Origin of the sequence: Azorhizophilus paspali, assembly GCF_043587585.2 — a bacterium.
Taxonomy (GTDB): Bacteria; Pseudomonadota; Gammaproteobacteria; order Pseudomonadales; family Pseudomonadaceae; genus Azotobacter; species Azotobacter paspali.
The window spans coordinates 2,155,600-2,169,961 of record NZ_CP171449.1; the positions used below are offsets into that span (position 1 = coordinate 2,155,600).

Here is a 14,362-nt window from a genome sequence, read left to right on the forward strand (position 1 = left end):
TCAAACCTCTGCCATTTCATTCATCAATTTTTCGATATCGCTCAAGTCGGCCTCGCTCAGAGACAGGCCATGGTTTTCCAATGTCATGGAGAACTCGTTCAATATGGGTTTTTCGAAGATGAGGCGAAGCGGCAAGTCGATGCCGAGTTGCACGTTGATGCTGGAAATCGCCTGAGTGGCCAGCAGGGAGTGGCCGCCCAGCTCGAAGAAGTTGTCGGTGAGCCCTACCCGCTCGACCTTGAGCACCTCGGCCCAGATCGCCGCGATCCGCTGCTCCAGTTCGCTTGCCGGGGCCACGTAGGTCCGCTGCAGCAGGCTGGCGTCCGGACGCGGCAGCGCCTTGCGGTCCAGCTTGCCATTGGGGGTCAGCGGCAGGCGTTCGAGGAACACCAAGTGCGCCGGCACCATGTAGTCCGGCAGCATTGCCCGGAGATGCGCCTTCAATTCGCTGCGCAGGCCGGTTTGGCGTTCGTCGCCGTCCAGCATCGCCGGGTCATCGGGCACCAGGTAGGCGGCCAGTTGCTTGCCGTTCGGCCCGTCGACGTCGATCACCACCGCTTCGCGCACGGCTCCGTGCTGCTGCAGCCGGGCCTCGATCTCGCCCAGCTCGATGCGGAAGCCGCGGATCTTCACCTGGTGGTCGATACGGCCCAGGTACTCGATCACCCCGTCGGCCCGGTAGCGGGCCAGGTCGCCGGTGCGGTACAGGCGCCCGCCGCCCTGCTCGCTGTCGTCGAACGGGTCGGGGACGAAGCGTTCGGCGGTCAGGCCGGGGCGATGCAGATACCCCCTGGCGAGTCCATCGCCACCTATCAATAGCTCACCCGCAACCCTTTCCGGCACTGGAGCAAAGCTTTTTTCCAGAATGTGCAAGGTGGTGTTGGCAATCGGCCTGCCCAGCCATGGAGACGGATTTTCCGCATCGATGTGGTACAGCCCCGACCAGATGGTCGTCTCGGTCGGACCATACAAATTCCAGACATGGCCGGCCTGACGGAGCAGCCGCTCCGTCAAGTCCGGCGACAACGCCTCGCCGCCGCTCAGCAACTTACAGTTCCGCAAAGCTCCGGGCAATGCCGCATCCAGCAGCATTCGCCAGGTCGAAGGCGTGGCCTGGACGACACTGACCGACTGCCGGTCGATGACTTCCAGCAAGGCCTGGGCATCCCTGTTCTGATGGTTGAACAGCAACACCACGGTTCCCCCGACCAGCAGGGGCAGGTAGAGCTCCAAAGCGGCAATGTCGAAGGACAGCGAGGTCAGGGCCAACATCCTGTCGTTGGCATCCAGCCCCGGCTGCGAGGCCATGCTGGCCATAAAGTTGGTCAGTGCCTGGTGACGAACGGCGACCCCTTTGGGTCTGCCGGTCGAGCCTGAGGTGTAGATGCAATACGCCAGATGCTCTGGATGAAGCGGAAGATCCGGGTTGGATGCGGGAAATTCGTTCAGCTCACTCCAATCGCTGTCCAGGCGCCAGATATTCACACTTGCCGCTGGTAGCTGGTCTGTCAGGTGTTCCTGGGTCAGCAGCAAACCGATACCACTGTCCCCGATCATGTAGGCCAGCCGCTCCCGCGGGTACTCCGGGTCCAGCGGCACATAGGCTCCACCAGCCTTGAGGATTGCTAGCAGGCCCACCACCATCTCGACGCCCCGCTCCACTGCGATACCCACTAGCACATCCGGGCCCACGCCCAGTTCGATCAGCCGGTATGCCAGGCGGTTAGCCCTGCGGTTCAGTTCCCTGTAGCTCATTTCCTGCTCGCCGAACACCAGGGCCACCGCCTCCGGGGTCCTCGCCACCTGCTCCTCGATCAACTGGTGTACGCCGCGCTCGCTCGGGTGGCGGGCCTCGGTCCGGTTCCAGTCGTGGACGATCTGGTGGTATTCCTCTGGGGTCAGCAGCGGCAGTTCGCCGATGCGCCGTTCCGGCTGGCGGACGATGCCGGTCAGCAGGTTCAACCAGTGCCGGGCAAGCCGTTCGATAGTCCGTTCGTCGAACAGGTCGGTGGCATAGGTCAGCGAGGCGCCCAGGCTGTCCGCGCTTTCGTAGCTGTCCAGCGTCAGATCGAACTGGGTGGTACGGTTCTCCCATGCCAGCCCTTCCACAGTGAGCCCCGGCAGGCTTCGCGCCTCGCCCTGCACCGCCGTCTGGTGGTTGTACATCACCTGGAACAACGGGCTGTGGCTCAGGCTGCGCTCCGGCTGCAGGGCCTCGACCAGTTGCTCGAACGGCAGGTCCTGGTGCGCCTGGGCCTCCAGGGCGGTCCGTTTCACCTGGCGCAGCAGCTCGACGAAGGTGGTGTGCAGCTCGAATTCGGCCTTCAGCACCTGGGTGTTGACGAAGAAGCCGATCAGCCCTTCCGTTTCCGCCCGGGTGCGGTTGGCGATCGGCACGCCCACCCGGATGTCGTCCTGCCCGCTGTAGCGGTGCAGCAGGCTCTGGAAGCTGGCCAGCAGCAGCATGAACAGGGTCACGCCCTCCCGCCGGGCCAGCTCCCGCAGGGAGCGGGCCAGTTCGCCGTCGAGTTCGACGGCCAGCCGGGTTCCGGCATAGGTCTGCACGGCCGGGCGCGGCCGGTCGCCGGGTAACTCCAGCACCGGCTGTTCGCCGCCCAGTTGCGCGGTCCAGTAGGCCAGTTGCCGGTCCCGTTCGCCGGCCTCCATCCACTGGCGCTGCCAGAGGGCGTAGTCGGCGTACTGGATTGGCAGCTCCGGCAACGTCACTTCGTGTCCCTGGCTGTAGCCCTCATAGAGGCGGACCAGTTCGTCCACCATGATCGGGGTGGACCAGCCGTCCGAGACGATGTGGTGCAGGGTCAGGATCAGAACATGATCGTCCTCGCCCAGGCGCAGCAGCTTCACCCGCAGCAGCGGGCCCCGCTCCAGGTCAAACAGGCGTTGGACCTCGGCTTCCACCTGAACCCGGATCCGCTCGTCCAGGCCGGTGGCGGCATCCGCCGGCAGCGGCTCCTGCTCGAACCAGAGGCTGCCGTTGGGGTGGATGACCTGGAGCGTCCGCTCGCCGTCCTGGCGGAAGGTGGTGCGCAGGGACTCGTGGCGTCGGATCAGGGCCTCGAAGCTGTGCCGCAGGGCCTCGATGTCCAGGGCGCCCTTCAGGCGTAGCGCTGCCGGGATGTGATAGGCGGCGCTCCCAGGCTCCAGTTGCCAGAGGAACCATTGCCGCTGCTGGGCGTAGGAGGCGACCAGGGGCTGATCGCGGTCGGCCTTTTCGAGGGCGGGCGCCCGGCTGGCCTGGCCCTGGCCGACTCGCCCGGCGAAACCGGCCAGGTCCTGCGCTTCGAATAGGGTGCGCAGGGGCAGCTCGATGTCCAGGCTCTGGCGTACCCGGGAAATCACCTGGGTAGCTAGCAGGGAGTGGCCGCCCAGCTCGAAGAAGTTGTCGGTGAGCCCTACCCGCTCGACCTTGAGCACCTCGGCCCAGATCGCCGCGATCCGCTGTTCCAGTTCGCTCGCCGGGGCCACGTAGGCCTGTTGCAGCAGGCTGGCGTCCGGACGCGGCAGCGCCTTGCGGTCCAGCTTGCCGTTGGGGGTCAGCGGCAGGCGTTCGAGGAACACCAAGTGCGCCGGCACCATGTAGTCCGGCAGCATTGCCCTGAGGTACTCCTTCAGTTCGCCGCGCAGGCCGGTTTGGCGTTCGTCGCCGTCCAGCATCGCCGGGCCATCGGGCACTAGGTAGGCGGCCAGTTGCTTGCCGCCCAGCCCGTCGATGTCGATTACCACCGCTTCGCGCACGGCTCCGTGCTGCTGCAGCCGGGCCTCGATCTCGCCCAGTTCGATACGCAAGCCGCGGATCTTCACCTGGTGGTCGATACGGCCCAGGTACTCGATCACCCCGTCGGCCCGGTAGCGGGCCAGGTCGCCGGTGCGGTACAGGCGCCCGCCGCCCTGCGCGCTGTCGTCGAACGGATCGGGGACGAAGCGTTCGGCGGTCAGGCCCGGACGATGCCAGTAGCCCTCGCCCACACAGTCCCCGCCGATATGCAGTTCCCCCGCCTGCCCGAGGGCGACCGGCCCGGCCGAGCCGTCGAGGACATAGGCGCTGACCCCAGGCAGCGGCCGCCCGATCGGCAGGGCGCTCAGCCCCGGCACCGCGCTTCCCGGCGTCGCCCGGGCGATCACCACGTCCGTGCATTCGGTCGGACCGTAGGTGTTGTGGATCGAGACGTTCGCCGCCTGGGGCGACTCCAGCCACTCCGCCAGTTCTCCCGGCTGGATGGCCTCGCCCCCCAGGAGGACGTGTTTCAGGCTGGCCAGTTCGGCGCGATCGCCCTGCAACAGGGGGTAGAAGGCACCCGGGGCGCAGTTGAGCACGCTCAGCCGGTGCTTTCCGATCTGCCGGCGATGGCTGTCCGGGTCGTAGCCCGCCGGGGCGATGTGTAGTTGCCCTCCCACGCACAGCACGCCGTACAGGTTCTTCTGGGTCAGGTCGAAGCTGTAGGAGCTGAGCAGCAGCACCCGGTCGTCCGCGGTCAGTTCGCAGGCGGCCCGGTACCAGTGCAGCAGGTTGACGAAGCTGCCGATTCGCACCGCCGCGCCCTTTGGTCTGCCGGTGGAGCCGGAGGTGTAGATCACGTAGGCCAGGTTCTGCGGCGCTGTCCGGTTGACCGGGTTTTCTTGCGGATAGTCCTCCAGCCAGTCGTCGCCCGGCTCCAGGAATAGGCTCTGCACCCCGTCGGCTGGCGGCAGTCGGTCCTGCAGGTGCCGCTGGGTCAGTAGCAAGCCGACGCCGCTGTCCCCGATCATGTACGCCAGCCGCTCCTCCGGATACTCCGGGTCCAGCGGCACATAGGCTCCACCGGCCTTGAGGATCGCCAGCAAGCCCACCACCATCTCGACGCCCCGCTCCACCGCGATGCCCACCGGCACGTCCGGACCCACGCCCAGTTCGACCAACCGGTGCGCCAGGCGGTTGGCTCTCCCGTTCAGCTCCCCGTAGCTCATTTCCTGTTCGCCAAACACCAGGGCCACCGCCTCCGGGGTCCTCCCCACCTGCTCCTCGATCAACTGGTGCACGCCGCGCTCGCTCGGGTAGCGGGCCTCGCTCCGGTTCCAATCGTGGACGATCCGCCGGTATTCCTCCGGGGCCAGCAACGGCAGTTCGCCGATGGCGGCTTGGGCATCGCTGGCCAGGCCTTGCAGCAGCCGGGCGAAATGCCCGGCGATCCGCTCGATGCCCGCCGCGTCGAAATGCCCGCGGTCGTAGCCGTAGCGCACCGTCAGTGTCTCGCCCAGGCCGATGGCCAGGGTCAGCGGGTAGTTGGTCTGTTCCTGGGTGGTCACCCGGTCGAACGCCAGGCCCTCGGGCGCGCCCTGCTGCAGCGCCTCGGCGATCGGGTAGTTCTCGAACACCAGCAGGCTGTCGAACAGCGCCTCGCCGCCCAGCCCGGCCCAGCGCTGGATCTCGTACAGCGGCGTGTGCTCGTGTTCGCGCAGGCCCAGGTTCTGCGCCTGGACCTGGTCGAGCCATTCGCCCACGCGCTGTTCCGCCCGGGGGCTGGCGATCACCGGCAGGGTGTTGATGAACAGGCCCAGTTGCCCTTCCACGCCCTGCAGCTCGGCCGGACGTCCCGCTACGGTGGCGCCGAAGCACACCGTCGCCTGCCCGCCGTAGCGCTGCAGCAGCAGCAGCCAGGCCGCCTGCACCAGGGTATTGACCGTCACCCGCTGGGCCCGGGCGAACTCACTGAGATGACGAGTCTGCTGGCTGTCGAGGAGCTGGACATGCTCCCCATATCCTTCTCCCGCCCGGCCATCGGCCCGCCTGATCGAATCCGCCAGCCGGGTCGGCTCTTCCAGGGAACCGAGCTGCTCCCGCCAGAAGGCTTCGCTGGCGGCCCGGTCCTGCCGGCCCAGCCAGGCGATGTAGTCGCGGTAGCGCAGGCCCGGGTGCCCGATGGGTTTGCCCGTATAGGCCTGCAGCACCTCGCCCTGCAGTTGCGAGCCGCTCCAGCCGTCCAGCAGGATGTGGTGGTTGGTGTAGATCAGGTGGTGGCGGTTCTCCCCGGTGCGGATCACCGCCAGCCGCAGCAGCGGCTCGCGCTCCAGGTCGAAGCCCCGTTGCCGGTCCGCCTGCGCCCAGGTATCCAGGCTGTCCTGCAGTTGCGGCTGGCCACGCCAGTCCAGTTCGACACAGGGCATCGACATCCGTCTGCGGATCACCTGCAGCGGGCGTCCGTCCACCTCGACGAAGCTGGCCCTGAGTACCTCGTGCCGGTCGACCACCGCCTGCCAGGCGGCCCTGAAGCGTGCGACGTCCAGCCCTTGCACATCCACCCGCATCTGGTTGATGTAGTGGCCGGCCTCGTGCTCCAGCAGGCTGTGGAACAGCATGCCCTGCTGCATCGGCGACAGCGGGTAGATATCCTCGATTTCCCCTGCGGGTACTGGCAGCGCATCCAGTTGCTCCTGGCTCAAGCCGGCCAGCGGGACGTCCGAGGGCGTCACGCCGCGATTGTGCTCATCCGCACAGTGCTCGATCAGGGCCTCGAGTTCCCGGGCGTAGGCGTCGGCCAGGCGCTGGATCGTCGCCTCGGCGAAGCGTTCCCGGCTGAAGGTCCAGGTCAGCTTCAGTTCACCGCCGTAGACCTGGCCGTCGAGGCTGAGGAGAGCGTCCAGTGGCGCTGCTTCGCTTCGCCCCTGGCCACTGCCTTCTCCGGCAGGGGCGAACAAGGCCGCCTCGGCCTCGAAGCTCTGGTCGAACTGGCCCAGGTAGTTAAAGACGATTTCGCCGTGGGGCAGGCATTGCAGTGTTTGCCTGGTGGTTTCCGAGCCCAGATAGCGCAGCAGGCCGTAGCCGATGCCCTTGTTCGGCACAGCGCGCAACTGTTCCTTGACGGTCTTGATCGAGTCGGCGATTTCGCTCTGGGGCGTCAGCTTCACCGGGAACAGGCTGGTGAACCAGCCCACCGTCCGGGTAATGTCGAGATCGTCGAACAGGTCCTCCCGGCCGTGGCCTTCCAGCCTGACCAGGGTGGAAGCCTGGCCGCTCCAGCGGCAGATCACCCGGGCCAGGGCGGTCAGCAGCAGGTCGTTGACCTGGGTGCGGTAGGCGGCCGGCGCCGCCTGCAGCAGGCGGCGTGTCCAGTCACGGTCCAGATGGGTGGTCGCGAAAGCTGCCTGTTTCCGTTGATGACCGCCTTGCGGATAGCCGCAGGGCAGTTCATCGGTAGCTTCTTGCAACTGCCGTTGCCAGTAGCCCAGTTCCTCGACGAGGGTCGCTTCCGCCGCGTACTGCTCCAGCCGCTCGGACCAGGCCTTGAACGAACTGCTCTTGGCCGGCAGGCGCGGTGGTTGGCCCTGGACGGCTTGCCGGTAGGCGGTCTGCAGATCGTCCAGCAGCACCCGCCACGAGATCCCGTCCACCACCAAGTGGTGGATGACCAGCAACAAACGCTGCCGGCCGTCCGGCAAGCTGGCCAGTACCGCTCGCAACAACGGCCCATGTTCCAGGTCCAGGCTGGCCTGGGCCTCGTTGCAGACAGCCTCCAGTTCACCGATATCGGATACCGGGCTCTGCCATAGCAGTTCTGCTTCCTCCCTATCCCGGAAACCGGCGCTCCATTGCCCCTCTTGCTGGATGAAACGCAAGCGTAGTGCATCGTGGTGCTCGACCACCCTCTGGAGGGCCGCCTCCAGAGGCTCGACGACGAGCCGCTCGTTCGGCTCGAACAATACCGACTGGTTCCAGTGGTGACGGTCGGGGATTTCCTCCTCGAAAAACATGCGCTGAATCGCGGTCAGGGGCATCGTACCGGTAACCGCCCCCTGGTCGATGCACAAACCTCCCGTGCGCAGGGTCACCGTGGCCAACCCCTGAACAGTCTGATGCTGGAACAGGTCCTTGGGCGTGAAGGCGATGCCGGCCTGGCGCGCCCGGCTGACCACCTGGATCGAGACGATGGAGTCGCCGCCCAGCTCGAAGAAGTTGTCGGTCAGGCCCACCTGCTCGACCTTGAGCACCTCGGCCCAGATCGCCGCGATCCGTTGTTCCAGTTCGCTCGCCGGGGCCACGTAGGTCCGCTGCAGCAGGCTGGCGTCCGGACGCGGCAGCGCCTTGCGGTCCAGCTTGCCGTTGGGGGTCAGCGGCAGGCGTTCGAGGAACACCAAGTGCGCCGGCACCATGTAGTCCGGCAGCATTGCCCTGAGGTACTCCTTCAGTTCGCCGCGCAGGCCGGTTTGGCGTTCGTCGCCGTCCAGCATCGCCGGGGCGTCGGGCACTAGGTAGGCGGCCAGTTGCTTGCCGCCCAGCCCGTCGATGTCGATTACCACCGCTTCGCGCACGGCTCCGTGCTGCTGGAGCCGGGCCTCGATCTCGCCCAGCTCGATGCGGAAGCCGCGGATCTTCACCTGGTGATCGATGCGGCCTACGTACTCGATCACCCCATCGGCCCGGTAGCGGGCCAGGTCGCCGGTACGGTACAGGCGCCCGCCGCCCTGCTCGCTGTCGTCGAACGGGTCGGGGACGAAGCGTTCGGCGGTCAGGCCCGGGCGGTTGTGGTAGCCACGGGCAAGCCCTATTCCCCCCAGATACAGCTCGCCGCAACAACGCGGTGCTACTGGATGAAGGCTCTCCTCCAGTATATGGGTCTTCAGGTTATCGATCGGCTGGCCGATCGGCACGCCCTTGGGATCGACATGATCACAAGGCCAATGGGTCACATCGATAGCCGCTTCGGTCGGACCATACAGATTGAACAGGCCAACCGTGGGCATTCTTTCCAGGGTCTTGCGAGCAAGCTCCGCCGGGAGTGCCTCGCCACTGCACACGAGCCGGCGGATGCTCCGGCAGCCTTCGATGTGTCCGACGGAGATGAAAGCCTGGAGCATCGAGGGCACAAAATGCAGGGTCGTTACCCCATGACGCTCGATCGTGTCGATCAGGCGCTCCGGATCGCGGTGCTCACCGGGCCGTGCGATCGCCAACCGCGCCCCATTCAATAGCGGCCAGAACAACTCCCATACCGAAACGTCGAAGCTGAACGGCGTCTTTTGCAGGACCGTATCCGTTGTATCGAGCCGGTAGGCTTTCTGCATCCAGTACAGGCGGTTGATCAAGGCCGTATGCGTATTGCCCGCCCCTTTCGGCCTGCCGGTCGATCCAGAGGTGTAGATCACATAGGTCAGGTTCTGCGGCGCTGTCCGGTTGGCCGGGTTTTCCTGCGCATAGTTCTCCAGCCAGTCGTCGCCCGGCTCCAGGAACAGGCTTTGCACCCCCTCGGCCGGCGGCAGCCGGTCCTGCAGGTGCCGCTGGGTCAGTAGCAAGCCGATACCACTGTCCCCGATCATGTAGGCCAGCCGCTCCCGCGGGTACTCCGGGTCCAGCGGCACATAGGCTCCACCAGCCTTGAGGATTGCTAGCAGGCCCACCACCATCTCGACGCCCCGCTCCACTGCGATGCCCACTAGCACATCCGGGCCCACGCCCAGTTCGATCAGCCGGTATGCCAGGCGGTTGGCCCTGCGGTTCAGTTCCCTGTAGCTCATTTCCTGCTCGCCGAACACCAGGGCCACCGCCTCCGGGGTCCTCGCCACCTGCTCCTCGATCAACTGGTGTACGCCGCGCTCGCTCGGGTAGCGGGCCTCGGTCCGGTTCCAGTCGTGGACGATCTGGTGGTATTCCTCTGGGGTCAGCAGCGGCAGTTCGCCGATGCGCCGTTCCGGCTGGCGGACGATGCCGGTCAGCAGGTTCAACCAGTGCCGGGCAAGCCGTTCGATAGTCCGTTCGTCGAACAGGTCGGTGGCATAGGTCAGCGAGGCGCCCAGGCTGTCCGCGCTTTCGTAGCTGTCCAGCGTCAGATCGAACTGGGTGGTACGGTTCTCCCATGCCAGCCTTTCCACAGTGAGCCCCGGCAGGCTTCGCGCCTCGCCCTGCACCGCCGTCTGGTGGTTGTACATCACCTGGAACAACGGGCTGTGGCTCAGGCTGCGCTCCGGCTGCAGGGCCTCGACCAGTTGCTCGAACGGCAGGTCCTGGTGCGCCTGGGCCTCCAGGGCGGTCCGTTTCACCTGGCGCAGCAGCTCGACGAAGGTGGTGTGCAGCTCGAATTCGGCCTTCAGCACCTGGGTGTTGACGAAGAAGCCGATCAGCCCTTCCGTTTCCGCCCGGGTGCGGTTGGCGATCGGCACGCCCACCCGGATGTCGTCCTGCCCGCTGTAGCGGTGCAGCAGGCTCTGGAAGCTGGCCAGCAACAGCATGAACAGGGTCACCCCCTCCCGCCGGGCCAGTTCCCGCAGGGAGCGGGCCAGTTCGCCGTCGAGTTCGACGGCCAGCCGGGTTCCGGCATAGGTCTGCACGGCCGGGCGCGGCCGGTCGCCGGGTAACTCCAGCACCGGCTGTTCGCCGCCCAGTTGCGCGGTCCAGTAGGCCAGTTGCCGGTCCTGTTCGCCGGCCTCCATCCACTGGCGCTGCCAGAGGGCGTAGTCGGCGTACTGGATTGGCAGCTCCGGCAACGTCACTTCGTGTCCCTGGCTGTAGCCCTCATAGAGGCGGACCAGTTCGTCCACCATGATCGGGGTGGACCAGCCGTCCGAGACGATGTGGTGCAGGGTCAGGATCAGAACATGATCGTCCTCGCCCAGGCGCAGCAGCTTCACCCGCAGCAGCGGGCCCCGCTCCAGGTCAAACAGGCGTTGGACCTCGGCTTCCACCTGAACCCGGAGCCGCTCGTCCAGGCCGGTGGCGGCATCCGCCGGCAGCGGCTCCTGCTCGAACCAGAGGCTGCCGTTGGGGTGGATGACCTGGAGCGTCCGCTCGCCGTCCTGGCGGAAAGTGGTGCGCAGGGACTCGTGGCGCCGGATCAGGGCCTCGAAGCTGTGCCGCAGGGCCTCGATGTCCAGGGCGCCCTTCAGGCGTAGCGCCGCCGGGATGTGATAGGCGGCGCTCCCGGGCTCCAGTTGCCAGAGGAACCACTGGCGTTGCTGGGCGTAGGAGGCGACCAGGGGCTGGTCGCGGTCAGCCTTTTCGAGGGCGGGCGCCCGGCTGGCCTGGCCCTGGCCGACCCGCTCGGCGAAACCGGCCAGGTCCTGCGCTTCGAACAGGGCGCGCAGGGGCAGCTCGATGTCCAGGCTCTGGCGTACCCGGGAAATCACCTGGGTGGCCAATAGGGAGTGGCCGCCCAGTTCGAAGAAGTTGTCGGTGAGCCCTACCCGCTCGACCTTGAGCACCTCGGCCCAGATCGCCGCGATCCGTTGTTCCAGTTCGCTCGCTGGGGCCACGTAGGTCCGCTGCAGCAGGCTGGCGTCCGGACGCGGCAGCGCCTTGCGGTCCAGCTTGCCATTGGGGGTCAGCGGCAGGCGTTCGAGGAACACCAAGTGCGCCGGCACCATGTAGTCCGGCAGCATTGCCCGGAGATGCGCCTTCAATTCGCTGCGCAGGCCGGTTTGGCGTTCGTCGCCGTCCAGCATCGCCGGGTCATCGGGCACCAGGTAGGCGGCCAGTTGCTTGCCGTTCGGCCCGTCGACGTCGATCACCACCGACTCGCGCACGGCTCCGTGCTGCTGGAGCCGGGCCTCGATCTCGCCCAGCTCGATGCGGAAGCCGCGGATCTTCACCTGGTGATCGATGCGGCCTACGTACTCGATCACCCCATCGGCCCGGTAGCGGGCCAGGTCGCCGGTACGGTACAGGCGCCCGCCGCCCTGCTCGCTGTCGTCGAACGGGTCGGGGACGAAGCGTTCGGCGGTCAGGCCCGGGCGGTTGTGGTAGCCACGGGCAAGCCCTATTCCCCCCAGATACAGCTCGCCGCAACAACGCGGTGCTACTGGATGAAGGCTCTCCTCCAGTATATGGGTCTTCAGGTTATCGATCGGCTGGCCGATCGGCACGCCCTTGGGATCGACATGATCACAAGGCCAATGGGTCACATCGATAGCCGCTTCGGTCGGACCATACAGATTGAACAGGCCAACCGTGGGCATTCTTTCCAGGGTCTTGCGAGCAAGCTCCGCCGGGAGTGCCTCGCCACTGCACACGAGCCGGCGGATGCTCCGGCAGCCTTCGATGTGTCCGACGGAGATGAAAGCCTGGAGCATCGAGGGCACAAAATGCAGGGTCGTTACCCCATGACGCTCGATCGTGTCGATCAGGCGCTCCGGATCGCGGTGCTCACCGGGCCGTGCGATCGCCAACCGCGCCCCATTCAATAGCGGCCAGAACAACTCCCATACCGAAACGTCGAAGCTGAACGGCGTCTTTTGCAGGACCGTATCCGTTGTATCGAGCCGGTAGGCTTTCTGCATCCAGTACAGGCGGTTGATCAAGGCCGTATGCGTATTGCCCGCCCCTTTCGGCCTGCCGGTCGATCCAGAGGTGTAGATCACATAGGTCAGGTTCTGCGGCGCTGTCCGGTTGGCCGGGTTTTCCTGCGGATAGTCCTCCAGCCAGTCGTCGCCCGGCTCCAGGAACAGGCTCTGCACCCCCTCGGCCGGCGGCAGCCGGTCCTGCAGGTGCTGCTGGGTCAGTAGCAAGCCGATACCACTGTCCCCGATCATGTAGGCCAGCCGCTCCCGCGGGTACTCCGGGTCCAGCGGCACATAGGCTCCACCAGCCTTGAGGATTGCTAGCAGGCCCACCACCATCTCGACGCCCCGCTCCACTGCGATGCCCACTAGCACATCCGGGCCCACGCCCAGTTCGATCAGCCGGTATGCCAGGCGGTTGGCCCTGCGGTTCAGTTCCCTGTAGCTCATTTCCTGCTCGCCGAACACCAGGGCCACCGCCTCCGGGGTCCTCGCCACCTGCTCCTCGATCAACTGGTGTACGCCGCGCTCACTCGGGTAGCGGGCCTCGGTCCGGTTCCAGTCGTGGACGATCTGGTGGTATTCCTCTGGGGTCAGCAGCGGCAGTTCGCCGATGCGCCGTTCCGGCTGGCGGACGATGCCGGTCAGCAGGTTCAACCAGTGCCGGGCAAGCCGTTCGATAGTCCGTTCGTCGAACAGGTCGATGGCATAGGTCAAGCTGGCCGAAAGTCCCTGCTGAGAGTCGTACGTATCAAGTGCCAGCTCGAATTGAGCGATCTGTTGTTCGCGCTGTAGTGGCTTGATCGTCAATCCGTTGGTCGTGCCTAAATCTATATCTAGTACATTGTTCTGATGGTTGAATAGAACTTGGAACAACGGTGTCAAGCCCAAGTTGCGTTTCACTCCCAAGGCTTCCACCAACTGCTCGAACGGCAGATCCTGATGCACCTGTGCACCTAGTACAGTTTCCTTGACCCGCCGTAACAGTTCGCCGACATCGATCAGCGGATCGATCTCCGTATGCAGAACCTGGGTGTTGATAAAACAACCGATCAACCCCTCTACTTCCGAGCAATGACGGTTGGCAATGGGGGAGCCGATGCGGATAACGGATTGTCCGCTGTAGCGTTGCATCAGCAGCTTGAAGGCAGCCAGCAAGACTATGAATAAAGTAACATTATGGCGCTTGGCCAATGCCCGCAGTTGGTCGGAGAGCCATGGCTCGATCTGGAACTCATGACGGCCCCCCCGGTAACTGGGAACTGCTGGACGAGGGCGATCAGTGGGCAACTCCAGCGATGTGTGCTCGTCTCCCAGTTTGTCGCGCCAGTAGATCAGTTGCCGTTCTCGTTCGCCGGCTTCCAGCCAACTGCGCTGCCATAAAGCATAGTCGCGATACTGAATCGGTAACGCCGGCAGTTCAGCCTGCCTACCGGTACAAGCCGCGTCGTAGAGGTGGACGAACTCGTCGACTAGCAGATTCAGCGACCAACCATCGGCAACGATGTGATGCAGGGTGAGCAACAACACATGTTCCGAGTCCGACAGTTTCAGTAGGCGCACCCGCAGCAACGGCGCCTTAGCCAAGTCGAAAGGTGCCATAGCCTCTACTTCGGCCAGTTTACTAACCCGTTCATTCTGCTTGGCAGATAGCAGCGCCGTCAGATCTTCGAAGCCGATGGTGACCGACAATGGTTCCAGCACCTCTTGGCGAATACCGCTATCCTGCTGGCGAAAGCGGGTTCGCAAGGTTTCATGACGTGTCACTAGAGCGTCGAAAGCATCCTGCAGCGCAACTCGCTCCAGTTCACCCTCCAGACGAACAGCCATTGGCAAATTGTAGGCGGGACTTTGCGGATCCAGTTGCCAGAGAAACCACATGCGTTGTTGGGCATAGGACAGACCTTGACGTTCGGGGATACCCACGTCTGCCGGTATTGGAAACAGCGAGAAGTCAACTCCCTCCTCCCATAAGCCTCGCAGAAATAGACGGCGTTTTTCCTGTGGCAATTCGATGAAGCGGCGGGCAAGTTTCTGTGCGTCTTCGGCGTTCATAAGGTCCGTCCTTACCAATGGCATGGCGCATCCCGAAGGACTGGCC

Annotated in this window: 1 protein-coding gene; it reads right to left on the bottom strand. The window is 65.3% G+C overall.

Annotated elements, in window-relative coordinates:
- Nucleotides 1–14,316, bottom strand: coding sequence for a non-ribosomal peptide synthase/polyketide synthase (locus tag ACGI6K_RS10455; RefSeq protein WP_394543883.1), 14,316 nt, complete (start codon nucleotides 14,314–14,316; stop codon nucleotides 1–3).
- Nucleotides 14,317–14,362: the final 46 nt, after the last annotated feature.